The organism is Amycolatopsis orientalis DSM 43388 (assembly GCF_000411975.1).
GTDB classification, from domain to species: Bacteria; Actinomycetota; Actinomycetes; order Mycobacteriales; family Pseudonocardiaceae; genus Amycolatopsis; species Amycolatopsis orientalis_D.
Genome location: NZ_ASXG01000157.1, coordinates 17,837 through 42,042, shown reverse-complemented (window position 1 = coordinate 42,042; position 24,206 = coordinate 17,837). Strand labels below are relative to the sequence as shown.

Below are 24,206 nucleotides of genomic sequence, written 5' to 3'. Positions count from 1 at the left end.
ATGAACCACCGGATCGCTCTGTCCTTTGAGGACGGTGTCACGCGCTTCGTCACGTGCGCGCCGGATCAGACTGTCGCGGACGCGTCCTATCGGCAGCGCATCAACATTCCGCTCGATTGCCGCGACGGTGCGTGCGGAACCTGCAAAGCGTTCTGTGAATCGGGGGAGTACGAGGGCGGGTCTTATCTCGAAGACGCGTTGAGCGCGGACGAAGCCGAGCGCGGCTATGTGTTGCCGTGCAGCATGAAGCCGAAGTCCGATCTGGTGTTGCAGATCGCGAGCACGTCGGCGGTCGCGAAGACGCAGGCCGCGGAACATCGCGGCACTCTTGTCGCGCTGGAACGGCTTTCGCCGACGACGATGTCGCTGACGGTGGAGATCCGGGACCGGGACCGGCTCGCGTTTCTGCCCGGGCAGTACGTGAACATCACGGTTCCGGGGACCGAGGCGACGCGGTCCTATTCGTTCAGCAACGCGCCGGACGACGAGCGGCTGACCTTCCTGGTGAAGCTCACTCCGGGCGGCGTCATGTCGGAGTACCTGACCGGGCGGGCGAAATCCGGTGACGGGCTGACGTTCACCGGGCCGCACGGCAGTTTCTTCCTGCGTGAGACGGACCGGCCGGTGCTGTTGCTGGCCGGCGGCACCGGGCTCGCTCCCATTCTGTCCATCGTGCGCACGATGCGTGCTTCCGGCGCGACCCGGCCGGCGCATCTGGTGTATGGGGTGAGCACCGACGATGACCTGGTCGAGACGGAGACGCTGGAGAAGCTGGCGGCCGAAGTGCCGGGGCTGACCTGGGATTACTGCGTTTCGGATCCGGGGAGCGCCGCGCCGAACAAGGGCTACGTGACCACGTTGATCCGGGACGAGCACCTGCACGGCGGGGACGTCGCGGTGTACCTGTGCGGTCCGCCGCCGATGGTCGAGGCGGTGCGGGGGCACTTCGCGTCGGCCGGATTCGAGCCGACCGGGTTCTACTACGAGAAGTTCGCGCTGGCCGCGCCGGTGCGGACCCCGGAGATCCCGGTCGAGCCGGTTGCCGCGGCGCTTCCGGAGCCCGAACCGGAGCTGGAGTTCGTCGCGAGCCGCGCGCTGGCCGGGCAGGAGCTGTTCCCGGCGGCCGAACTGGTCCCGCTGCGGGCCGGAGCGGCGTTGTCCGCGGCGGAGGAAGCGCGGGTCGCGCGCACGATCGCGGGACAGGAAATGCTTCCGCCGCCGGAGGAGACGCCGGGCGAGTACGAGATCGGCGAGGAACACCCGTCGGTGCACGAATCGGACGCCGTTTTCGAGGCCCGGCAAGCCCTCGAACTGGGTGCGGTCGAACTGACCATCGGGCGGCTGACCTCGCGCCAGCTCGCCGGATACCGGCTGCTGGCCGAGTCGACCGTGCCCTATGTGGACGGTGACCGGTTCCTGGACGCCGCTGCCTACACCGAAACCAACGCGGCGTTCCACGACTACCTGTTCACCCTTACCGGGAACGAGCACCTCCTGCAGGCGTATCAGGCGCTCGGGGTGAAAGGCCACATGGCCGAGACGCTGCGCAACGCGACCTGGTGCCATCCGCGCTGCACGCAAGACCACCTGGACCTGGTCGCCGCGTTCGAGTCCGGCGATCGGGCGGCCGCGCGCCGGCTGGTGGCCGAGCACGCGGAGCGGTCGAAGGTCACCACCCGGCGGGCCATGGGCGGCGCGGCGGCCGGGCCGAAATTCCTGTCGCCGGGACGGTTCGCGGGCAAGGTCGTGGTGGTCACCGGCGCCGCGCAGGGGATCGGCGAGGCCACCGCCCGGCGGATCGCCGCGGAGGGCGGCACGCTGGTGCTCGCCGACCGGTCCGGCCTGGTCAGCGGCCTGGCCGACGAATTGCCCGAGGCCGCGGCGGTGGTCGCGGACCTGGAGACCTGGTCCGGCGCGCAGGCGGTCGCGGAAGCCGCGCTGGCCCGGTTCGGCCGGATCGACGTGCTGGTCAACAACGTCGGCGGCGCGCTGCGGTTCAAGCCGTTCACCGAATTCGCCCCGGACGAGATCGAGGCGGAGCTGCGCCGGTCCTTGCTGACCACGCTGTTCTCCTGCCGGGCCGCGCTGCCGTCGATGGCGCAGCGGGGCGGCGGGGTGATCGTCAACGTCTCGTCGGCGGCCACCCGCGGCATCCACCGGATCCCGTATTCGGCGGCGAAAGGCGGGATCAACGCGCTCACCGCGTCGCTGGCCTTCGAGTACGCCGGCGCGGGCATCCGCGTGGTCGCGACCGCGCCGGGCGGCACCGAAGCCCCGCCGCGGCGGATCCCGCGCGGCGGCCCCGATCCGGCCACCGACCAGGAACGGGAGTGGTTCCAGGCGCACATCGACCAGACCGTCGGGTCGTCATTGCTCAAGCGGTACGGCACCCTGGACGAGCAGGCCGCGGCCATCGCGTTCCTGGCCTCGGACGAGGCCTCGTACGTCACCGGCACCGTCCTGCCCGTCGCCGGGGGCGATCCCGGCTGACGGCGGCGTTCGGCGAAACGGGGAGGACCGTGACCGGATCGGCGGCGGAGGAGCTGGCCGGCCTGCTGTCCCGGGCGGGTCGCGCGGTACTGCTGTGCGGTCCGGCCGGATGCGGGCGCACCACGCTCGCGCGGCGGGCCGCCGAGGCGTTCGCCGGGCCGGTGCTCCACGCGACCGCGGCGGAATGGGAGAGCGACAGCGCGTTCGCCGTGCTGCGGCAGGTGTTCCCGGACGTGCCGACGGAAGGCGGGCCGCTGCCGGTCGCGGGGCGGATCGCGGCGGAGCTGGTTCCGGGGACGTTGCTGGTGGTCGACGACGCGCAGCTGGCCGATGCGGACTCGGTGCGGGCGCTGTCGTCGTTGCTGCGGCACCATCCGGCGGCACGCGCGACGGTGCTGCTCACCGCCGCGACCGGTGATTCCCGTGCTCGCGCGGACGTCTTGGAGCTGCTCTCGCGGATGTCCGCCGAGGAGGTCCGGGTGCCGCCGCTCGATGCCGCCGAAGTGTCCGAAATGGCCTCGACGCGCGGCATCGCGTTGCATCCGACGATGGCCGAACGGCTGTGCCGTCACACGCTTGGCCGCCCGCGCCATGTCGTGCAGCTGCTGACCGAGGTCCCGCGCGCGACCTGGGCCGGGTTCGATCCGAATCTGCCCGCACCGGCCGCGGTCGCCGCTTCGGTCCGCGAACGAATCTCGCGGCTTTCTCCGGCGGCGGAACGGTTTGCCGCGGCCGCGGCGGTGCTCGGGACCGGGGCGGCGGTGCGGTCGGTGGCGTCGCTGGCCGATCTCGACGGCGACCCGCTGCCGGTGCTGGACGAGGCGTGCGCGGCGCGGCTGGTGGAACTCGCGCCGCGCGGGCTCGCCGAGGTGGGACCGCCGGATCCGATGGTGCGCGCGGCGGTGCTCGCCGAACTGGGGCCGGAGCGGCGGTCGAAGCTCCAGCGGCGGGCGGCGGAGCTGGTCGAGGATCCGGCGCGGAGCTTGCGGCTGCTGGTCGCGGCCAGTCCGGTGCCGGACGCGAGCGTCGCGGACCGGCTGGACGCGCTGGCAGTGGAGCGGGCCGCGGCGGGGGCGTGGGGGACGGCCGCGGTGCTGCTCAACGACGCGGGGCGGCTCACCGAAGACGCGGAGCTTAGGCAGGCGCGGATCACCCGGGCAGTCGACGCACTGATCGGAGCGGGCGACGTGTTCCGGGCCGCTGCGCTCGCCCCGGAAGTCGAGAGCGTGCGCGAGACCCCGTTGCGGGACGCGGTGCTGGGCTACCTCGCGGTGGTGCGGGGCCGGGCCGCGGAAGCCGGCGGACGGTTGAGCCGGGCCTGGGACATCGTCAACGCGTCGAGGGATCCAGAGACGGCCGCGTTGATCTGTCAGCGGTACGTCCTTGACGCGCTCTGCCGGTACTCCGCGGAAGACCTGGTGCGGTGGGCGGACCGCGCGCTGGACCTGGCCGTGCCGGAGACTCCGGCGGCGGTGGAGGCGGCGGCGATCCGGGGCCTCGGGCTGGCCGCTTCGGGGCGGGCCAAGCAGGCTCGGCGCGATTACGCGCAGCTGGCCGAGCGGATCCGGCACGGCGCGCAGGCGCAGCGGGTCGTGATGGCGCGGGGATGGCTGAATCTGCTCACCGACCGGATCGACGACGCCCGGGTGGATCTGGAAAGCGCGGTGCCGACCAGCTATCTGGGCGGGTCGGCGCGGATTTCGTTGTGGGCGCAGGCTTGGCTGGCGCGGACGTTGTTCCTGAGCGGGGAATGGGACGACGCGTTGCGGGTGGTCCGGGAAGCGCTCGTCTTGGTGGACCGGACGGGGATTGTGCTGACCGCGCCGTTGCTGCACTGGACTTCGGCGGCGGTGCACGCGTTGCGCGGGGACCAGGGGCGGGCCGAGGAAGCGTTGCTGGCCTGTGCTGCCGGTCCGCAGGACTACGAGATCATGCGCGTGCCCGCGCTGCTGGCGCGGGCACAGGTCGCCGAGGCCGCGGCGGATTCCGCTGGGGTGCTGCGTGCCCTGCATCCGTTGACGCGGCGGACCTTGCCGACTTCGGTGGACGAACCCGGGCATTGGCCTTGGCACGACTTGTACGCGCATGCCTTGGTCCTCAGTGGACGGACCGAGGAGGCGGACGCGTTTCTGGCTCCGCACGAGCGGGCCGCGGGGAAACGCGAGCACGCCTCGGCGCGGGCCCGGTTGGCGGCGGCGCGCGGGCGGTTGCTGGGCGCGCGGAACGAGCACGCGGGAGCGGCGGCGGCGTTCGACGCGGCGCTGGAGATGATCGGATCGTTGCCGTTGCGGTACGACCAGGCGCGGATCGCGTTCGCGTATGGACAGACGTTGCGGCGGCTGGGACGGCGCGCCCGGGCGGACACGCAACTGGTCGCGGCCCGGGACGGATTCGCGTCCATGGGGGCGGTGACCTATGTGGCTCGATGCGAGCGGGAATTGCGGGCCGGGGGCGTGCATCTGCCCCGCAGCGGAGTGGATCGGCTGACGCCGCAGGAGGAAGCGGTGGCGCGGATGGTGGCCCAGGGACAGTCCAATCGGGAGGTGGCCGCGGAGTTGTTCTTGTCGGTGAAAACCGTGCAGTACCACCTGACGCGGATTTACGCGAAGCTCGGGATCCGGGGGAGGACCGAGCTGGCGGTGTTGCGTTCCGCGGACGAATGAGGGCCTCCTCGCCGGCAACGGCGGGGAGGCCCTCGATCGTCCACTATGGACTGTAGGTCAGCGGCACTTCGGCGCGCCGTCGGTGATCGCCACTCCGCGGACGGTGCCGTTGTCGGCCGGGGTGAATTCGAAGCGCCAGCCCGGTTTTTCCGCGATGGGCAGCTCGAACCGCCCGGCCGCGCCGAGCTTCAGGCCGCGCGCGTCGTACGCCTTGTGCAGGTCGGCCAGCGAGGATCCGATGCCGATGCCCTCCGCGGTCTTGGCGTCGGGCGGGGCGCCGAGGGCGTGCAGGCCGTTCTTGCCGAAGGACGCGCCACCCGCCGCGGCGAACGCCTTGTCGCGTTCTTCCCGCTTGCCCGCCAGGTCGGCGCTCGCCATCGCGGAGTCGGCCGCCAGTTGCGCCGCTTCCGCGTCCTGGGCGGCGGCTTTGGCCAGCTCCGCGGCGGAGGTGCCGGTGCTGTGCTTCGCTGCCTTGTCCGCCGCGTCGGACTTCGCGTAGAGGTCGTCGGCCTTCCGCTGTGCCTCGGCCTCGGCGGCCAGCTTGGCCGGGTCCGGCGCGGGGCCGCCCTGCCAGCTCAGGACCGTGCAGCCGTCCAGCGCGGAGACCGGGGCGCCGGCGAGTTTCCCGGTGGCGAGCGCCGCTTCTTTGGCCATCCCCGGGGCGACGCCGCGGTACCCGGCCGCGCCGAAGGGCTCGGGCCGCGCGGCGGCGGATTCCGCCGGCGCCGCGGCGGTTCCCGGCGAACACGCCGCCAACGCGGCAACCGCGGCAATCGCGGCGGCGATGGACAGGACAGAACTCTTGGGCAAGGCGATTCCCCTCGTAAGAGACCCGGTGTGCCGGGCCGTCGTTCCCGGCGCACCGGGATATCGATCAACTTACCGGCGGGGACCACCGGATTTCCGCGACCTCGGCCGACCGCTCGCGAGGGGAACCCGAGGGTCCCGGAGCTCCCCTCGCGGACGGAATCAGCCGCGGATGTCGAACGTCCAGCGCGCGTGCGCGCCGGGACCGACGACGAGGGTCGAGCGGCCCAGCTTCTCGACGTGCCTGGTGCCGGCGGGGTGGTTGAGGGCCAGGTCGATCTGCCGCAGCCCGACCTGGTCCGGCGGAACCGCGTCGAAGCGGATCGTGGTCATCCCGTCGGACGCGAGGGCGCCGTGGGGGAACTGGCGCACCGCCATTCCTCCGGCGCGCAGCAGCGGCAGCGTGCTGTCGAGGTCGCGGGCGGTGATGCCCAGGCGGATGCCGGTGACGTCGCGCATCTGGTGGTCGCGGTAGTCGTCGGGCAGGTAGCGGTCGCGGCTGACGTCGCCGGGGTACTGCGCGGGACCGGTGTTGCCGCGCGGGTCGGCGAAGTACTCCGGGCGGTATTCCATGCCCCAGGCGCTGAAGGCGTCGTACTGGTCGGTGGTGAGGACCGCGTCGAACCACGGGACCGGCTTGCCGTCGCCGAAGTCGCGGGTCTGCTCGAACAGCACCGGGTTCGCGAGGCCCGCGTCGCGCAGGCGCTGGACCACTGTGGACAGTTGACCGGCGTGTTCGACCGAGACTCCCAGGCCCGCCGAACCGAGGTCGCCGTCCTTGCCGGGGACGTCGCCGATCCCGAACAGCTCCAGGTAGGTTTCCCGGCCCATCAGGTACCGGCCGGTCCACTTCTCGCCGCCCGCGCCGGTCGTGGTGCGGACCTGGAAGTTCGCGAAGTCCTTGAGATAGGCCGAATGTTCGATGGCGTCGGCGGTCTCCCGGTCGAGAACGCCGTAGGAATGGTTGAAGTGCAGCAGGGCCGGCTCGTCCGCCTGCGCGGTGGCGGCGCCAGTGGTGGCCAGGGCCAGCAGCACGGCCAGGAACTGGAGGATGGTCCGGGTTCTTCGTGGTGTCGACATGGCGGAGCAGCGTAAGGCGGACAGGCGCGGCCGGTGGGGGGTTTCCGGGAACTCGACCGCAACGGCCTACCGAGAATGTCTTTCTCATTGTCCGGTGAAGTGGAAATTAGTTCACTTGGAGCAGTGACAGTGCATCACATTTAGTAACAGAATCGGGTCCTCGTGCCGTCCGATCGGGTGGCACGTCGCGAGGGCATCCGAAAGGACCTGTCATGACCACTCCCCACTGGGGGCCCGCCGGGAGGGCGCGCCGCCGCCTGACCGGAGCGGTGCTCGCCGCGGCCGCCGCCCTGCTCGTGGCGACCGCGCCGGCCGCCGCGGCCGCACCTGCCGCGGCCGCGAGCACCTCGGCCGAGACTCCGGACAACCATCAGATGGGCGCCTCCGTCCGGGCGCACGACCCCGGCGGCCCGGCGGCCGCGCCGGCGTCGGCCGAGACGACCACCGCGGGCATCGACGTGAGCAGTTACCAGGGCGCGGTCGACTGGCAGTCCTGGTGGAACCAGGGCAAGCGGTTCGCCTACGTCAAGGCGACGGAGGGCACCGGATACCAGAACCCGGACTTCGCCCAGCAGTACAACGGATCGTATGGCGTCGGCATGATCCGCGGCGCGTACCACTACGGCCGTCCGGATCTGTCCGGCGGCGCGGCGCAGGCCGACTACTTCGTCGCGCACGGCGGGGGCTGGTCCGGCGACGGCAAGACCCTGCCCGGCACGCTCGACATCGAATGGGGGCCGAACTCGGCCTGCTACGGGCTGAGCCAGTCCGCGATGGTGTCGTGGATCAAGGCGTTCAGCGACGAGTACCACGCGAAGACGTCGCGCTGGCCGGTGATCTACACGGCGAACAGCTGGTGGACCCAGTGCACCGGCAACCAGGGCGATTTCAGCTCGACCAACCCGCTGTGGGTGGCGGCGTACGCGTCGTCACCGGGGACGCTGCCGTACAACTGGGGCTTCTACACCTTCTGGCAGTACACCTCGACGCCGCTCGACCAGGACTACTTCAGCGCGGGCATCGACCGGCTGAAGGTGCTGGCCACCGGCTGACGCGGGCAGGTCCGGGAGCCGGGTCCGGCCGGGCTCCCGGACGGGGCCGCGCCCAGGCGACGACCGCCAGACCGGCGAGCGTGCCCGGCAGCCCGGTCGCGACTTTCGCCGCGACCAGCCAGGGGTTGTGCGGGGCGAGGCCGAGCAGCCCGGTCACGCCCGCCCGGACGAGGAAGCCGGCGGCGAGGAGCGCGGTCGCGAGCGCGAACCGGCGGTGGTCGGCGCGGCCAGTCCCGCCGCGCGCCACCGCCGCCCAGCCGATCCCGACGAGCGGGCGCCGGACGACGAGCGACCCGGCCAGCACCAGCGCCGCCAGCAGGTACCAGACGAGGTCGGGCAGGAAGAGCCCGCCGCCGGATCCGGTCTGCCAAGCGACGAACCCGGCGATGGCGACGCCGGCCAGGCCGCCGAACGCCGGCCCCTTCGGATCCCCGCGCCGGATCCGGACCGCGGCGAGCACGGCGGCGAGGACGGCCGCGGCTGCCACGGCGATTCCCGTGCCCGCGACGGCGTTGAGCGGCGCGAGAACCGCCGAGGGGATCGCGGACAGCACTATGCCGCCCGGCGTGTCGATCCGCGGCGGGCGGTCGCCGGCCGGCCGCGTGTCGCCGGACCGCGGTCTCGCCGCGGGGTTCGCTGTGCGGCGGGGAAAACGCCGCCTCATTTCAGTGCTTCCGATACTGACCGGGCCGCTTGGTCCGGGGCGTCGCCGTACCCGATCGCCAGCCGCACCAGCAGATCCGCGAGCGTCGCCCGTCCCGCGGCCTCCGGCAAAGCTCCGCTGAGCACCATCGTCGCCAGCCCGTGCTGCGTGCTCCACACCTGGGCCGCGCCCATTTCCGCTTGCTCCGCGGGCACGCCGGGAAACCGGCCGGCTCCCACGGCCTCGGCGAAAATCTTACGCAGCAGCAGGAAACAGGCCTCGCCCGCGCGGTCGTCGTCCAGCGGACGGTCGACGAACATCGCCCGGTACAGGTGCGGTTCGGCCATTCCGAACCGGAAAAAGGCCGCCGCCGCTCCGGCGAGGGCGGCCACCGGGTCCTTGCCGGGCGGGTCCAGCGTGGCTTCGAGCCGGCGGAATCCCTCCAGCCGCACCTCCCGGCGCAACTGCTCGACACTGCCGAAATAGGTGTACACCGCTGTCGTCGACACACCCAGTTCGCGGGCCAGCCGCCGAGTCGACAAGGCCGGGCCGCCTTCCTCGGCGAGCACTTGGGCGGCCGTTGCCAGAAGGCTTTCGCGAAGCGCGGCGTCGCGCTGTCTCGGGCTCACGCCCAGGATAGTAATACAGTGTTGCGTAACGGTGCAACGCTAAATTCCGGGCAGCGCTTCCAGGACCGCGCTGACGATCCGCCGGGTCTGCGGCTAGCAGGTTGCCCAGGTGGTCAGCGGAACGCTCGGTTCGACGAGTTCGCTCCAGGCCCAGCCGGGCAGCATGCGGGCGGCGCTGGGGCGGCTCAGCAGCACCGCGTCCGCCTCGACGGCCTCCGCGCAGGCCAGCGCGTTTTCGGTGAACCGGGCGAATCGCCAGTTCGGCGACACCCCGAGCCCGTGCGCCGCGGCGAGCATCCGGTCGTGTCCCGCCGGCGCCTGGGCCCGCGCGTGGGCGAGCACCCGGACGTCGTCGAGGTCCCGCAACCGGCACTCGGCGCGGCCGAAAAGCGGGTGGCCGGGCCGGATCGCGACGCCGAACGGATGCTCGAACAACATCCGCCCGTGCAGGGTGGACGGCGGGTTCTGGTGGACCAGCCCGATGTCGATCCGGCCCTCGCCGAGCATCCGCAGTTGCTCGGTGCTGCTGGCGTCCAAAAAGGACAGCGCGGCGCCGGGTGCCTGACGGCGGATCTCCGCCAGCGCCGCGAGCACCCAATCCTGCGGAATCCCCGGCGGCAACGCGATTTCGACCTGCTCTTTGACCGGCGCCGCGGACCGCGTGACCTCCCGCGTCGCGTCGGCGAGCCGCAGCAGCTGCCGCGCGTGCTCGTGCAATGCCCGGCCGGCCACCGTCGCCTGCACGCCAGTCGGCACCCGGTCGAACAAGGGCGTGCCGAGTTCGCGTTCGAGGACGCGGATCTGCCGGGTCAGCGCGGGCTGCGACATCATCAGCGACGCGGCCGCCCGGCTGATCGACCCCTCGGTGAACACGGCGACGAAGTACCGCAGCTGGCGCAGTTCCATACCCGGGGGTTATACCCCTTGGTTTGCGCCGTCGCGGGCGACGGCGGACGCTGGACGGCGACGGACGCCGAAGCCGGAAGGAGCCGCTGTCCCGATGAGCAACCGCCAAATCCAGGTGCGCCGGGTCTACGACGAGCCGGAATCCTCCGACGGCGCGCGGGTCTTGGTCGACCGGTTGTGGCCGCGCGGAGTGAGCAAGGACCGCGCGCATCTGGACGACTGGCTCAAGCAGATCTCCCCGTCGACGGAACTGCGCAAGTGGTACGCGCACGACCCCGACCGCTACGAGGAATTCGCGAAACGCTACCGCTCGGAACTCGAAGAGCCGGAACGCGCGGAAGCACTGGACCACTTGCGCGCACTGGCGAAAAAGGGCCCGCTGACTCTGCTGACCGCGACGAAGCGCAGCGACATCAGCGAGGCAGCGGTGCTGGCCGACCTGCTGCGCGCGTAGCGGTCAGGAAGTGCCGACCGCGATGCCGTTGCGCTCGGCATACCGGCTGCCCCATTCGTACAACGCGGTCAACGCCGGGCGCAGCTCGTCGCCTTCCGGGGTCAGCCGGTACTCGACCGTCGGCACCCGGCCGTCCACCTCGGTCCGGTGCACCAGCCCGGCCGCGGCCAGCTCCCGCAGCTGCTCGGTCAGCACCTTCTCGGTGATCGACGGAATGGCCCGGCGCAGCTGGCCGTACCGGTGCGGTCCTTCCTTGAGCCGCGCCAGGATCACCGGTTTCCACTTCCCGCCCATGACGTCGACGGCCAGCTCGACCGCACAGGAGTAGCGCGCTTTCATTCCTCCATCATCGCCCGCCGCGGGTACGCACCGGCAAGTGCGTACTAGGCGCGCCGCTCGCCGCGTGCTTGGCTGATCCGGTGATCATCGAGTACCTCCGCTACCGCATTCCCGACGGCGGGCAGGCGGCTTTCGAGGACGCCTACCGGCGCGCGGCCAAGTCGCTGGCCGCCGCCGAACAATGCCACGACTACGAACTCGCTCGCGCGGTCGACGAGCCGGGCAGCTATGTCCTGCGCATCGTCTGGACTTCCGCCGAGGCGCACCTCCAGGGGTTCCGGGCCGGCCCCCATTTCGCCGCGTTCTTCGCCGAGATCCGGCCCTATGTCGAAAGCATCGAGGAGATGCGGCACTACGCACGCACCGAGGTCGCCGGTCCGGGCGGCGCGGTGCCGACGCTGTACGAATGGGCCGGGGGAGCGGCGGCGCTGGCCAGGCTGACCGAGGCGTTCTACGCGAAGGTGCCCGGGGACGACCTGCTCGCCGAGGTGTTCGCCGGGATGAGCCCGGACCATCCCGCGCACGTGGCGGCCTGGCTCGGCGAGGTGTTCGGTGGCCCGGCCGAGTACACCGCGAGGCACGGCGGGCACGCGCACATGGTCGGCAGGCACGCCGGCCGCGCGATCACCGAACCGCAGCGGCACCGGTGGGTTTCGCTGCTGCTGGCCACCGCCGACGAGGTCGGATTGCCCGCCGATCCGGAGTTCCGGGCCGCGCTCGCCGGCTATCTGGAATGGGGGAGCAGGCTCGCGGTGGCGTTCTCCGCACCGGACGCCGGGCCCGCGGCCGACCAGCCGGTGCCCCGGTGGGGCTGGGGTTCGGCTCCGCCGTGGACCGGAAGCTGATCCGGGCTACCCCGTCCGGCGCGAGCGCCGGATGATTCCGCGTACCCCAAGCGCGCAGATCGCGGAGCACAGCACCAGAAACAGCCCGGGACCTCGTCTGCCGCCGAACTCCCCGCAGCGGGAAATCGTCGGCTGGTCGTGCGAGCACCCGGCCGAGGATGACGTCGTGGTCGTGCACGGTCTCGATCTCGCGCAGCAGCACGCCGGGCAATTCCGCGGTGCCCCAGCAGGAAGCTCCCAATCCGGCGCTTCGAAGCGAACTCCATGGCGGGATCCGAAGCGGCCGCACGCTCGGCTTGCGGTTCCGCCAGCACGTTGGCGCAAAACCGCCCGGCGGCGCGGCGATCATCCTGCTGATGAGGCACGAGCGCAGCGCCGACGGTGGGCGATACTGCGTCGCGTGGAACAAGCGGTGCGGACTGCGGACGGGATCCGGCTGTGGGCTGCCCGGGCGGGAAACGGCGAACCAGTCGTCTTCTGCCACGGCGGCCCGGGTCTGTGGGACATGATGGCGGACGTCGCGGCCGACCTCTCGGCAGCTGCCTCGGTCTGCCGCTGGGACCAGCGAGGATGCGGCCGATCACAGCGTCAGGGCCCGTACTCGGTCGAGCGGACGATGGCCGATCTCGACGCGGTCCGCGCCCATTTCGGCTGGGACCGCGTCGCGCTGCTGGGCCATTCCTGGGGCGCGCAGCTGGCGTTGCGCTACACGCTGGCGCATCCGGACCGCGTGACGAAGCTGATTTACGTCTCCGGCACCGGAATCGACGACGACTCGACCTGGCACCCGGACTACGAGCGCAACCTCCGCGCCGCACTCGGCGGTCATTTGGCGCGCTGGGAGTCGCTGCAGCGGCGGGACCGGACCGCGGAGGAAGACCGGGAGTACTGCGTCCAGCAATGGTCCGCGGACTTCGCCGACCGCGAGCACGCGTTGCAGCACGCCGAAGCGATGGCTGATCCGTGGTTCGGCGTGAATTTCGAGTGCAACGCGGCCCTCAACCACGAGCGTTCCCCCGACCTGCGTGGTCAGTGCGAAACGCTGCAAGTGCCGACGTTGATCGTGGACGGGGCGGACGACATCCGTCCGCGGTGGGCGGTGGATTCGCTGGAACGGGCGCTGCCGGTGGCGACCCGGGTGCGGCTGTCCGCCGGGCACCTGCCGTGGGTGGAGGATCCGGCTGGCTTCCACTCCGCGGTGCGCGGGTTCTTGACCGTCGACTGCCGCGCCGGAGCTTCCCGTCCGAGAGATGCGCCAGCCCCTCCCGCGCGACGCCCTGCCGAACGCGGTGATTCGGCGTGCCGTCGGCGATGCTCTCGGCCACCCCGAGACAGTGCCACCATCCGCGCCGGTGGTGTCCCGGTTGCCGGAGAGTCCTTTGTGGACGATCAGTTCCAGGCAGGTTCGGCCCCGCGCGGCCGAACCATCGGGTACAGCTCTTGGGTGACCTGCCGCGCGGCGGCCACGACCAGCGGCGCGACGCGCTCCAGCGCCGTGTGCGCGTCGCCGACCAGGGAGATCGCGGCCTCCGGTCCTTCCGGGCCTCGGACGGCAGCGGCGACGCAGGAGATGTCCGGGAAACACTCGCCGCGATCGAAGGCGAGGCCGTTGCGATCGCGGATCCAGCCGAGTTCGCGGTGCAACGTCACCTGGTCGCAGATCGTCCGGCTGGTCTGGCGGCCGAGCGCCGGCGGGATCCGGTCCTCGACCTGTTCCGCGGGCAGCCACGCGAGCATCGCCTTGCCGAGCGCGGTGCACTGCGCGGGCGCGCGGCCGCCGACGCGCGACGGGACGACCGCGGCGAACCGGCCGCCGACCTTGTCCAGATACCGGACATCCGCGCCGTCGAGGATCGCCAGATGCGCGACCATTCCGGTGCGCAACTGCAGTTCGTGCAGCACCGCCGCGGCCGCTTCGCGCAGTTCGAGGTGGTTGCCGCCGGTGCCGCCGAGGTTCAGCGCCCGGGCACCGAGCGCGTACCCGGACGGCGAATGCGACAGCCACCGCAGCCGCACGAGCTGGTCGAGGATGCGGTGCGCGGTCGAACGGGGGAGACGGGTCGTGCGCGCGACCTGTTCGAGCGTGAGCCGGGTGCTCGGAGCGGCGAAGGCGTCGAGGATCAGCGTCATCCGCTCGACCATCGACGGCGGCAGGGCGCGGTTCGGCGAGGGGTCCGTCGCGACAACCGTCATGCTGTGCTCCTCGCGGACGAATTGAAATTGTTTCTAGTTTTGGACGGTAGCACGGCGTCCGGGCGCGGCGTCAACACGCGGCGCGCCGCTTTCACCCCGCCCAAGTGGCAGGGCGGCCTGGAGTGTGCCCCGCAGCGAAGTCCGCCGTGTTCGCGCTGACCGCGGTGAGCGGGAGGGCGCCAGGGCCGAGGACGACTTCGTGGAAGGCGCGGACGTCGAAGGCGCTACCGAGTGTCCGCGCGGCTTGCTCGCGCAGTTCCCAGAACTTGAGGAAGCCGAGGCGATAGCCGAGCGCTTGGCCGGGCATGTCCGTTGAGTAGCGCAGCGTTTCGGTGTGGATCTGCTGCGGCGATTCCAAGGTCGTGGACGCCATGTACGCCGCCGCCTCCTCCAGGGACCAGCCAAAGGCGTTGAGCCCGGTGTCGACGACGAGTCGTTGCGCAGTGAGGCGCTGGTGCACGTAGTGGCCGTACCGGTCCCAGGGGTCGGAGTAGAGGCCCATTTCCATCCCGAGCGAGGCGGCGTATTCGGCCCAGCCTTCGGTGTAGGCGCCGAGCAATTCGGGGGCGAACCGGCCGCGGATCGGGTGCAGCGCGGTGTCTTCCTCTTGGCGCGCGAGGTGGAAGTGGTGCCCGGGAACGAGTTCGTGGAAGATCAGGGTCGCCGCGTTGATCTGGGATCGGCCGTCGAGCCCGGATCCGTTGTAGCGATAACGACCCGCGGGATGGGCTGGCCCGGGTGGTTCGTAGTAGCCATAGGACAGTCCGGCTTCGAGTTCCGGATCGAGGCGTTCGACCGCGTGCGGCGCCTTGGGCATCACCGAGAACCATTGCCCGAGCAGCGGTTCGATGGCGGCGAGGTGACGCCGGTAGGTCGCGGCGACGTCCTCGGCGCGGCGGGCGTGGAATCGTTCGTCCGCCTCGAGCACGCTCCGGTAGGCGGCTTCGTCGCCGTCGAACCCGGCCTCGGAGCGCAGTTTCGCCATGTTCTCGGTGAGCTCGGCGACCTGGGCTTGCCCGAGTTCGTGCACCTGCTCCGGCGAGATGTCGTAAGAGGCGTACTGCCGTACCAGCCGCCGGTAGGCTTCCTCGCCGCCGGGGTAGCGGGCGAGCCCGGCTCCCGGTGCCGCGGTGTCCCGCGCCGGACCCTCGAGGTAGCGCAGCAGGGAGTCGACCGCGGGGAGAATGTCGTTCGTCGCGGCGCGGCCAAGCCCGTCGGCGAGCTTGCCTCGCAGCGCCGGGGAGAGGGGCTCGACGCGGTGCTCGTCCAGGGTGAGCCACCGCTGCATCGCGGCACGCAGGCCGGCGACGGCGGAGACGGCGGAGACGAATCCCGGCAAGGCCGCTCGCGGTGTTCCCCACCCGCGCTCGGCCTGCGCACGAAGCTTCGCCTCCGCGCCGCGTACCCGCCGAGCGAGATCCCTTGCGAGGGAACGGAAACGCTCGACATCGGCGTTCGGGTCGGCGAAGGTGATCGCGTCGAACGCTTGGGGCGCGGTGAAACTGAGGTCGAACAGTTGGTAAGGCGCGACCGGGAAGTGCCACCACCACGACTGGTCCGCGCCCGCCCAATGCTCGGCGATGAAGCGCAGCAGCGCGACCGTGTCCCGCTCGTCCCGGCCGAGCGCGGCCTCGTCGATTCCGGCGAGTGCCGCCCGCACGGACCGCCCCGTCGCGGTCCGTTCTTCCGCCTCGTCGAGCGACCCGCTCGGCAGGTGCTCGACGGGGTGGCCGGCGCGCAGCGCGTAGTGCGGCTCGGTGCGCAGGACGTGGTCCCACACCCGGTCGGCGAGGGCTCGGACGGTCGGGGCCATGAGCGTCTCCTTGCTCGGTCGGATGCGCGCGGGTCAGTGCGCGGCGGTCAGCCGCGCGGGGAGCCGGAAGGACACCGCTGCCACCAGCGCGCCTACCGCGCCCGCACCGAGGAAGACCCAGGTGATGGCGTTCCAGGTCGGCAGCTGGGTGCCCGGAATCAGATCGAGGGCCATGACGGTCGCGGCCAATTGGGCGCCGACCGCGTTGCCGACGGCGCGCAGCACGTAGGCGAGCCCGGTGACGCTGGCGACGCGGTCGGCGGGAAGCGTGATTGCGATGATGTTGACGCCCTGGGTGAGCCCGGTGCCGATGGCCACGCCGACCAGCCCGGCGCCGACGGCGAGCACGAACGCGCTGGACCGGCCGCTCACCATGATCAGTCCCGCCGCGACCAGCAGCACCCCGGAAAGCACCATGACCATGCGCGACCCGACCAGCCGTTCCAGCCGGCCGGTCAGCGGGGCGGAGATCGCGCCGAGCACCCCGAGCGGGAACATGATCAGCCCGGTGGCGACCGCGGTCGACCCCAGCCCGTACCCGGTCGCCGCCGGCGCGGCCGCGATCCTCGGGACCGCGATCATCAGCACCGCCGAGGACACCCCCGCGGCGAACGCGGTCACGTGCACGATCAGCACCGAGGAGCCGCCCAGCCGCAGGTCCACGAGGGGGTCGGCGACCCGTCGCTCGACGAGCACGAACCCCGCCAGCGCGACGATCGCCGCCGCGCCCAGCCCCAGCACGGGAGCCGAGGTCCACCCGGTCGAAGCGACGAACGTGATGGCCAGCAGGAGCGCGACCACTCCGAGGCCGAGCAGAGCAGCGCCGATCGAATCGACCCTGCCGCGCGCCGAAGGCGGGTAAGAGGGCATCGCGACGACCGCGAACCCCAGCAGCGGAACGAGCACGATCAACGCCATCCAGTACAGCCACTGGTACGGGAGCGTGGACAGGAGCGGCCCGGCCAGCAGCACCCCGGCCGCGTTGGCGACGGCGAGTCCTCCGACGAACAGGCCGTTCGTCCGGCGCAGCCGCTCGGGCGGTTCGGTGTCGCGGACGATGCCCACGGCGAGCGGCACCAGGCCGACCCCGGCGCCTTGCAGGCCCTGGCCGATCGCGAACACCAGGACCGAGGAGGCCAGCCCCGCGGTCGCGATCCCCGCGAAGACGATCGCGAGCACCCCGAGGAAAACGCCTCTCCGGTCGCGGATGTCGGCGAGCCTGCTGACGACCGGGGTGGCGACCGCGCCCACGAGCGCCATCGCCGAGATGATCCACCCGGCTTCCGCCTGGGTGGCGCCGATTCCGCGTTGAATCAGCGGCAGCGCGGGCACGATCATGGCTTCGAGCAAGCCGTAGACGAGCACGGCGCCGACCAGCAACGCGCTCACCGATCGCGTGCGGCCCCGAGTCGCCGGCCGGCCGCTCGCCACAGTTTCATTTTTCATCGGGCGCCACCTCCCGCCTCGACCAGCCGCTTGAGCGTGGCGAGTTCGGCGTCGAAGCGGAGCTCGTTCGCGGCCCGGTAATCGTCCGCGGTCGTCCCGCCGTCCATTTCGTGCCGGCTGTAGACCTCGTAGCTCACCAGCGTCGAGCCGGCCAGCGGGACGAGCTGCCACGCGGCCCACCCCGGATCGTGCGGCGCGCCGGTCAGCAGCTTCACGACCTTGCGGAAGGGCGGTTCGAGCACCACCGTCTCGACGGCGAGGCGGTACTCGACGCCGTCGACCTCCTCCCGGGCGACCCGGACCTCCCCGACGGCGCCCTCCTCGCCGGATTCCCGGACCGGTTTCGCCCCCTGTTTCCACCTGTCCGGGTCGAGCAGCAACGGCCAGACCGCTTCCGGTTCCGCGAGGATCTCGACGGCGTTGCGGGTGACCAGGTCGACCATTCGTGCGGACATGAATACCTCCAGGCGGGGGGCGAAGGCGGCGAACCCGGCACCCAGCTTGCGATGCGGACTCGCCGAGGAGAATTGGGCAAACGTCGGGCAGTTCGGCGCCGCGGTCCGACATCTGGCGAAGGCGACGTCTGTCGCGCGCCGGGGCCGGGAGTCGCGACGTTTGGCCAGGGCCGGACGCCGCGGCGAATCCTAAGCTGAACGCCACGATTGGCGCGGAACGCGTTCCTTGCCCACGCAGAACCGAGGAGCCCGGGTGACGACGGAAACGGCGGACGGAAAGACCAATGAGCAGGTCGTGACGGTCGGGGCGGTGACGTTCACCGACGAGCACCGCTGGCTGCGGGAGAACAGCCCGGAAACGCTTGCCTGGCAGGAACGGGAGAACGCCGCCGCCACGGCCGCGATCCGCGGCTGGGCGCATTTCGCCGAGATCCGCGACCAGCTCGAACGGACCGTCGCGGACCAGCCGTCGAACGCGGAGATCTGGGGGACCACGACGCCGCGCCGGATGGGCCGGTTCTGGTTCCGCCTCGCCGCGGTGGCCGCCGAGGATCCGACGCTGGGCCTGTGGGTTTCGGAGACCGCGGACGGCCCTCGCACTCTTCTCGTCGACCCGCGCGACCCCGCGTTCGGCCAGGACGCGCAGTTGCTCTGGTACGAACCGACCCCCGACGGAACCCGGGTCGTGTTCGCCGCCTACCCGCTGGGACAGGCGATCGGCACGCTGCACGTCGTCAGCACCGAAGACGGCCGGCTGCTGCCCGTCGAGGCGCCGCGCCACATCGCCGCGGGCGCGACTCCCGGCTGGCTGCCGGACGGTACCGGCTTCTACACGGCCGACCGCACGGACGCCGGCGAGCATCGGCTGCGCTTCGTCCCGGTCACCGCGGGCACCGCCGGCGAGGCCGACACCGTGTTTCCCCACGACCAGCTCCCGCACAACACTTTCACGCTCACCGCCCAGGTGTCTCCGGACGGCGCCCGCGTCGTCGCCCTCGCCGGACAGCACGAGCAGATCGCCTGCCGCCTCCTGGACCGCGCCACCGGCGAGTGGCGGCCCTTTCTCCCCGCCGATTACCCCGGCGAATGCCACGGGGTGTGGTACGACGACGACACCTACGTCGCGGTGGTCACCGCCGGCGCGCCCCGCGGCCGGGTGGTCGCCATCCCGGTCGCCACCTCCGCCGACGAACGCACCTGGCGCGAACTGGTGCCGGAGTCCGAAGCGGTCCTGCGGTGCGTCCGCACGCTCGGCGACGACCTGGTCGTCTGCGAGATCCGGGACATCGCCGTGGAATTCCGGGTGGTCGGCGCGACCGGCGAGGCGAAGGCGGCCATCCCGATGCCCGGTTCCGGTTCCTCGCCGACCGCGATGGCCGCCCGCCGTTTCGAGCGTTCCGCCGAGCTGACGTTCACCCACGAGACCTTCCGGCAGGCGTCGGTCGACTACCGCTACCTGCCCGAAACGAACGAACTCGGCCAGCTGAGCGAGAGCAGCCGGGCCTTTCCGGACCTGGCCGTCGAGCGCGGGTTCGCCACCAGCCGGGACGGCGCCCGGATCCCGTACTTCGCCGTCCACCGGACCGATCTCGACCGCAGCACGCCGCAGCCGGCCCTCATCGAAGCCTACGGAGGCTTCAACCAGGCGCTGATGCCCCACTATCTCGGGAATGTCGGGCCGTTCCTCGCCGCGGGCGGCGTGTACGTGCAGGCGAACCTTCGCGGCGGAGCCGAATACGGCCGGGAATGGTACGAAGCCGGACGCCTGGCCAACAAACAGAACACGTTCGACGACCTGTTCGCGGTGGCCGACGAGCTGATCGCGACCGGGGTGAGCGAACCCGGACGGCTGGCGTTCTACGGCAAGAGCAACGGCGGCATGCTCGCCGGGGTCGCGCTCGTGCGGCGGCCGGATCTCTGGGGCGCGGTGGTGGCCGATGTCCCCCTGCTGGACATGCTGGAATTCCAGAGCCCCGACAACCCCGCGGCCACGGAAGCGCGCGGGGCTTTCCTCGAGGACTACGGAGACGTCACGGACCCCGAGGATTCCCGTCGTCTCGCCGCCTTTTCCCCGTACCACAACATTCGCGTCGGCGTGCGGCACCCGGCTGTGCTGCAGATTTTCGGGGAACACGACTTCGGCTGCGAGCCGTTCCACGGCCGCGTCTTCACCGCGCGGCTGCGCGCGGCCAGCGCCGCCAACAAGCCGTTGCTGCGGGTCCGGAAGGACTACGGACACCTGCCGGCGACGCGAACGCAGGCCATCGAACACCACGCCGAGATCCTCGCGTTCGTGATGGACCACCTCGGCATGACGCCAGCCGCCGGCTAGCCGGAGGAGGTCGTGCCGTCGGGCGTCAGCAACGGCGTGCCTCGCAACAACGGCGGGGCGCGCGGTCTTGGGATGCCGTGGCCGGTGCGGGCTCGGTCAGGACACGGAGCGGAGCGGGGCGGAGGAGCTTTCCGGAGTCGCCGCGGTGGTCTGGTCGCGGTAGGCGGCGGCAAGGGTGCGCAGTTTCAGTCCCAAGTGGAGGGTGAGCCGGTCCTCGCCTCGGTTCAGGTCGCAGCCGGTGATCGCTTCGACGCGTTTGAGCCGGTGGTACAAGGTAGCCCGGTGCACCTTGAGTTCGCCCGCGGTACGGGCGACGTCGCCCGCGTTGTCGAGGAACGCTTCCAGGGTGGTGACGAGTCCGCGCTGGCCGTCTTCGCGTTCCAGCGTGGCGAGCGCGGGCATCTCCGCGGCGGCGAGCAGATCCTCGGCGGGCATTTTCATCAGGAGCGCGTAGGGGCCCAGCTCGTCCCAGCGGGCGATCGGCCCGATGGACGGCACGAGCTGGGCCGCGCGCACCGAGAGGAATGCCTGCCGGTACGACTCGATGGTGTCCTCGATCCGGGAGACGGGGCCTCCGAGGCCGAGGACGAGTTGTCCGTCGTGGCGGGTGAGCTGGTCGAAGCGCGCGGTGAGGCGGTCGCAGACGGTGTCCAGCTCGCGACGCGACAACGGCCGCGGCTGGGCGAGGACCAGCCAGGCCCGGGACTTGTTCGCGGCGACGAGCGCGGCTCCCGGCACCGGACAGTACTGCGCGATCGTGTCCTGTGCGTCCTCGAGCGCCGCCTCCATGGCGACCGCCTGCGGGGATTCGGCTCCCCGGTGCTGCACGCCGAGCACCTGGAAGTGCATGGCCGTCGCGGGGAACAGCTGCTCGGCACGCAGGTCCTCGACTGCCTGCGCCCGGATGGCGGGGTCGGTGGCCACCAGCTCCCACAGGATCGCCTCGTGCCGGGCCCGAGTCCGTTCGTGCACGATGAGGTCCCGGTACAGCACGACGCCGGCGCGTTCAGCGGCTTCCCGCGCGCTCTCCTTGTCCTGCTCGGTCAGCGTGTCGTCGGGGTCGATGAGCCACAGATAGCCCAGCAGCAGACCGGCGCAGCGGATCGGGACGCACAGCCGCGGCAGCGTTCCTTCGTTCGGCACGACCACCAGGCCCGGGCTCGTCCACTGCGCGATGCCGTTGGCGAGGATCTGCTCGCACAGCCGCGGGTCGAGCGAACGGTTGAGCACCGAGAAAACCCGCGTGGGGTCCTCGTCGCCGAAATGGCGGCTCGCCGCGAGCAGCCGGATCTGCGGGTCGTCGATCGCCACCGACCGCTGCAGCCGCTCGGCCAGGCTGTCCACGACCTCCTGCAGTTCGTCAGCCATGCGCGCTTACCTCCGCTGGAACGGGCCAGGGTCCACCATCCCGCACCACGCCTTCGAGGACAAGCGACACCTGTCGTACCCGGCGGCGGTCCGGTGCGACAGACGACGCGTGCGGGCTTCGGAACCGGCAGCGCGGCGGGGACGACAGCGGTCGCGGTTTCGCGCGCGGAGATGCGGCGATTGCTTGATGCCGCGTGCCTCCGGGCCTGCCGACAATGGCGGGGTCATCGTGCGTGATGGTTGCGGCGCACGGGGTTACCGTGAGGGGAGTGGGGTTCCATGGCCGCCGATGTCGTGGTGATCGGTTCGGGTGTCGTCGGTGCTTCGATCGCGCTGGAACTCGGCAGACGCGGGTGGCGGGTGACGGTCGTCGACAAGGCCGGCGCGCCGGGGCACGGTTCCACGGCCGCTTCGAGTGCGGTGGTGCGGTTCAACTTTTCCACGCTGGCCGGGGTTTCCGCGTCCTGGGAGGCGCATTTCGCCTGGGCGGCATGGGCGGAACACCTCGGCTGCGACGTCGGGCAGCTGGCCAGGTTCGAGCGGTGCGGGCTGGCGATGCTGGACGTCCCCGCCGCGCCGCGGTCGGCGTACGTGCCGCTGTTCAAGGAGGTCGGCGTCCCGTTCGAAGAGTGGTCGAGCGCGGAACTGCGGGAACGGATACCGGGGATCGACGTCGGCAGTTACTGGCCGCCGAAACGCCTTGACGACAACCGGTTCTGGGCGGACGCGGAGTCCACATTGGGCGCGGTGTACACGCCGGACGCGGGGTTCGTGAGCGATCCGGCGCTGGCGGCGCAGAACCTGGCCGCCGCCGCGCGCTTCCACGGTGCGAAGTTCCGGTTCCACACGACCGTGTGCGGCGTCGAGCGGGCCGGTGGCCGCGTCAGTGCGGTGGTGCTGGGCGACGGGAGCCGGATTCCGTGCGCCGTGGTGGTCAACGCCGCCGGTCCGTGGTCGACGCGGGTCAACGAGCTGGCCGGGGTGGGTGCGGATTTCACGGTGTCGTGCCGGCCCTTGCGCCAGGAGGTCGCGCACGTGCCGGCGCCGCCGGGGTATCAAACGGGCTCCGGGGTCGGGATTTCGGTGGCGGACATGGACCTGGGGACGTATCTGCGCGGCGAGGCGGGCGGGGGCCTGCTGGTCGGCGGCACGGAACCGGAGTGCGATCCGCTGCAGTGGGCGGACGATCCGGACGCGGTCGCCGCGCACCCGACCATGGCGGTGTTCGAGGCGCAGGTGACCCGTGCCGCCCGGCGGCTGCCCGAGCTGACGGTCCCGAACCGGGCGCGGGGGGTCGTGGGGGTCTACGACGTCGCCGACGACTGGACCCCGATCTACGACCGCACCGAGCTCGACGGGTTCTACGTCGCCATGGGCACCAGCGGCAACCAGTTCAAAAACGCCCCGGTCGTCGGCAAGTTCCTCGCCGCGATCATCGAACAGACCGAGAACGGCGCCGACCACGACGCCCGACCGGCACGGTATCTCGGCGAGCACACCGGGCTGGAAATCGACCTCTCGGCCTTCTCCCGCAAACGCCCGCGCAACACGGAAAGCTCGGGCACGGTGCTCGGTTGAGCCGCGCGGCCTGCCGTGGTGCGGGGCGGTCTGGAAGGTCCTAAGCAGACAGCGAGGTCTTTTTCCCGCCCGGTCCAGGCCGTTGGCCAGCGGAATCCTCGGTCCGGGTAGCGCTGCCCGGTCAGGACGCCGCGAGTGTGTCCGCCTTCGTCTGCGTGCCTGCCGTCAGGTGATCGTCCGGCCGTCCGCCGGGCAACGCGATCGCGGGCAACCGGCCGCGCTCCCGGCTGTCGAACCCGATGTGCGACGGGACCCGCCGCGCGGGGCCGCGTCGTCCCGCTCACCGGCAGCGGCGGCGTCCGGTGGGAGGATCGTGCGCGAGGATGGCCTGATCACGAGCGGAGGAGTCGCGGTGCCGAGAGTCGCCGAAAACCGGGCACCGGCCATGCCGAGTTCGCCCGCGCAGCGGGAGCGCTACCGGCGCATCCTGCGAGCGGCCGCGGACCACGGCGCCGAGCATGGTCTCGACCGGATCCAGATGCTCGACGTCGCCCGCGACGCCGGGGTCGCCATCGCCACGCTCTACCGGTACTTCCCGTCCAAGACGATCCTGTTCACCGCGCTGCTGCACAGCCAGGTCGAGCAGCTGGACCGCATCAGCGTCCCGGTCGAACCCGGCCAGGACCCGGCGGAGGCGGTCGCGCGCGTGCTGGTGGCCGCCGCCCGCCGGCTGCTGGAGCGGCCGCGGCTCGCGCAGGCGATGCTGCAGTCGAACAACGCGACGGTCGCGGGGGAGTCGCCGAACCTGGCCCCGACGGTCGAGTTCGCCGACCTGGTCCTGCGCGTCGCCGGGGTGGCCGAGCCCGGCGACCACGACCGCCGCCTCGTCCGGCTGATCGAGCAGACCTGGTACGGCGTGTTGACGTCGCAGCTGAACGGGCACATCACCGCGGAAGAGGCCGAGGCGGACACGGTGCTGGCCTGCCGGTTGCTGCTGGCCGACCTGGGGCGGCCGACTGATCGACCCGGCCCGGCGGGTTGAGCTCTCCTGCGGCCATCAGGTTCGTGGCTGTCCGGGCACTGACAGGTCCGGCCGGACAGGTTCTCCCGGTGAGCGGGATCAGCCCGCCGCGCGCACCGGGGTCGCCGTAGCGTCGCGGCTTGTCCTGGAAC

19 protein-coding genes and 1 pseudogene are annotated in these 24,206 nt (G+C 71.6%); 9 read left to right on the top strand and 11 right to left on the bottom strand.

The window, feature by feature from the left end; all coding sequences use genetic code 11:
- Positions 1 to 2,490 carry a benzoate 1,2-dioxygenase electron transfer component BenC gene (gene benC, locus L942_RS45655; protein ID WP_037367627.1) on the top strand — a complete coding sequence of 830 codons (2,490 nt, stop codon included), beginning with the start codon at positions 1 to 3 and terminating at the stop codon, positions 2,488 to 2,490.
- 29 nt (positions 2,491 to 2,519) lie between these two features.
- Complete coding sequence (locus tag L942_RS32350) at positions 2,520 to 5,153, top strand: LuxR C-terminal-related transcriptional regulator (protein ID WP_081655325.1); 2,634 nt, start codon at positions 2,520 to 2,522, stop codon at positions 5,151 to 5,153.
- A gap of 57 nt (positions 5,154 to 5,210) precedes the next feature.
- Here the strand turns inward: L942_RS32350 and L942_RS32345 are convergent, their stop codons facing one another.
- Both L942_RS32345 and L942_RS32340 read right to left on the bottom strand, forming a co-directional pair.
- Positions 5,211 to 5,963, bottom strand: coding sequence for a hypothetical protein (locus tag L942_RS32345; RefSeq protein ID WP_200862999.1), 753 nt, complete (start codon positions 5,961 to 5,963; stop codon positions 5,211 to 5,213).
- 159 nt (positions 5,964 to 6,122) lie between these two features.
- Positions 6,123 to 7,040: a DUF5829 family protein gene (locus L942_RS32340; RefSeq protein WP_106965113.1), complete on the bottom strand. Its 918-nt coding sequence runs from the start codon at positions 7,038 to 7,040 to the stop codon at positions 6,123 to 6,125.
- Between the two features lie 212 nt (positions 7,041 to 7,252).
- Here L942_RS32340 and L942_RS32335 point away from each other — a divergent pair, with 212 nt between their 5' ends.
- Positions 7,253 to 8,092, top strand: a complete 840-nt coding sequence (locus tag L942_RS32335; RefSeq protein WP_200862998.1) for a GH25 family lysozyme — start codon at positions 7,253 to 7,255, stop codon at positions 8,090 to 8,092.
- On the opposite strand, the gene L942_RS42265 is transcribed toward L942_RS32335, so the two are convergent.
- The 3 genes from L942_RS42265 to L942_RS32320 all read right to left on the bottom strand — a co-directional run bounded on the left by L942_RS42265 (position 8,049) and on the right by L942_RS32320 (position 10,270).
- Entirely contained in the window at positions 8,049 to 8,645 is a 597-nt protein-coding gene (locus tag L942_RS42265; protein WP_051166405.1) for a DUF3159 domain-containing protein, read from the bottom strand. The two genes, L942_RS32335 and L942_RS42265, sit on opposite strands and share 44 nt — an antisense overlap.
- Before the next feature lie 107 nt (positions 8,646 to 8,752).
- Positions 8,753 to 9,364, bottom strand: a complete 612-nt coding sequence (locus L942_RS32325; RefSeq protein WP_081655323.1) for a TetR/AcrR family transcriptional regulator — start codon at positions 9,362 to 9,364, stop codon at positions 8,753 to 8,755.
- A 93-nt stretch (positions 9,365 to 9,457) separates the two neighbouring features.
- A complete protein-coding gene (locus tag L942_RS32320) occupies positions 9,458 to 10,270 on the bottom strand; it encodes a LysR family transcriptional regulator (RefSeq protein ID WP_051166403.1) in 813 nt (270 codons plus the stop codon).
- 94 nt (positions 10,271 to 10,364) lie between these two features.
- On the opposite strand from L942_RS32320, the gene L942_RS32315 reads away from it, so the two are divergent.
- Positions 10,365 to 10,724 carry a DUF488 domain-containing protein gene (locus tag L942_RS32315; protein WP_037367625.1) on the top strand — a complete coding sequence of 120 codons (360 nt, stop codon included), beginning with the start codon at positions 10,365 to 10,367 and terminating at the stop codon, positions 10,722 to 10,724.
- Between the two features lie 3 nt (positions 10,725 to 10,727).
- Here L942_RS32315 and L942_RS32310 read toward each other — a convergent pair whose 3' ends face one another.
- Entirely contained in the window at positions 10,728 to 11,063 is a 336-nt protein-coding gene (locus L942_RS32310; RefSeq protein ID WP_037367624.1) for a winged helix-turn-helix transcriptional regulator, read from the bottom strand.
- A gap of 80 nt (positions 11,064 to 11,143) precedes the next feature.
- Here L942_RS32310 and L942_RS32305 point away from each other — a divergent pair, with 80 nt between their 5' ends.
- Positions 11,144 to 11,908 (top strand): group II truncated hemoglobin, encoded by a 765-nt coding sequence (locus L942_RS32305; protein ID WP_037367623.1) that lies wholly within the window; start codon positions 11,144 to 11,146, stop codon positions 11,906 to 11,908.
- Between the two features lie 31 nt (positions 11,909 to 11,939).
- A pseudogene (locus tag L942_RS46050) lies at positions 11,940 to 13,037 on the top strand (alpha/beta fold hydrolase); the annotation flags it as partial.
- Positions 13,038 to 13,297: 260 nt separating this feature from the next.
- Here the strand turns inward: L942_RS46050 and L942_RS32295 are convergent.
- The 4 genes from L942_RS32295 to L942_RS32280 form a co-directional block, all read right to left on the bottom strand.
- On the bottom strand, positions 13,298 to 14,101 hold the full coding sequence (locus L942_RS32295) for an IclR family transcriptional regulator (RefSeq protein ID WP_037367620.1): 804 nt from the start codon (positions 14,099 to 14,101) through the stop codon (positions 13,298 to 13,300).
- A gap of 91 nt (positions 14,102 to 14,192) precedes the next feature.
- On the bottom strand, positions 14,193 to 15,914 hold the full coding sequence (locus L942_RS42260; protein ID WP_051166402.1) for a DUF885 domain-containing protein: 1,722 nt from the start codon (positions 15,912 to 15,914) through the stop codon (positions 14,193 to 14,195).
- Between the two features lie 33 nt (positions 15,915 to 15,947).
- Entirely contained in the window at positions 15,948 to 17,360 is a 1,413-nt protein-coding gene (locus L942_RS32285; RefSeq protein WP_051166401.1) for an MFS transporter, read from the bottom strand.
- A complete protein-coding gene (locus L942_RS32280) occupies positions 17,357 to 17,815 on the bottom strand; it encodes an SRPBCC family protein (RefSeq protein WP_106965111.1) in 459 nt (152 codons plus the stop codon). The genes L942_RS32285 and L942_RS32280 overlap by 4 nt, the downstream gene beginning before the upstream one ends.
- Positions 17,816 to 18,068: 253 nt before the next feature.
- On the opposite strand from L942_RS32280, the gene L942_RS32275 reads away from it, so the two are divergent.
- Positions 18,069 to 20,147, top strand: coding sequence for a prolyl oligopeptidase family serine peptidase (locus L942_RS32275; RefSeq protein ID WP_037367618.1), 2,079 nt, complete (start codon positions 18,069 to 18,071; stop codon positions 20,145 to 20,147).
- 96 nt (positions 20,148 to 20,243) lie between these two features.
- On the opposite strand, the gene L942_RS32270 is transcribed toward L942_RS32275, so the two are convergent.
- Positions 20,244 to 21,515, bottom strand: coding sequence for a PucR family transcriptional regulator (locus L942_RS32270; protein WP_037367617.1), 1,272 nt, complete (start codon positions 21,513 to 21,515; stop codon positions 20,244 to 20,246).
- Positions 21,516 to 21,794: 279 nt separating this feature from the next.
- Here L942_RS32270 and L942_RS32265 point away from each other — a divergent pair, with 279 nt between their 5' ends.
- The gene (locus L942_RS32265; protein WP_037367616.1) at positions 21,795 to 23,093 is read left to right on the top strand and encodes an NAD(P)/FAD-dependent oxidoreductase; all 1,299 of its coding nucleotides are present in this window, start codon (positions 21,795 to 21,797) and stop codon (positions 23,091 to 23,093) included.
- A gap of 352 nt (positions 23,094 to 23,445) precedes the next feature.
- Positions 23,446 to 24,075 (top strand): TetR family transcriptional regulator, encoded by a 630-nt coding sequence (locus L942_RS32260; RefSeq protein WP_037367683.1) that lies wholly within the window; start codon positions 23,446 to 23,448, stop codon positions 24,073 to 24,075.
- Positions 24,076 to 24,206 lie beyond the last annotated feature (131 nt).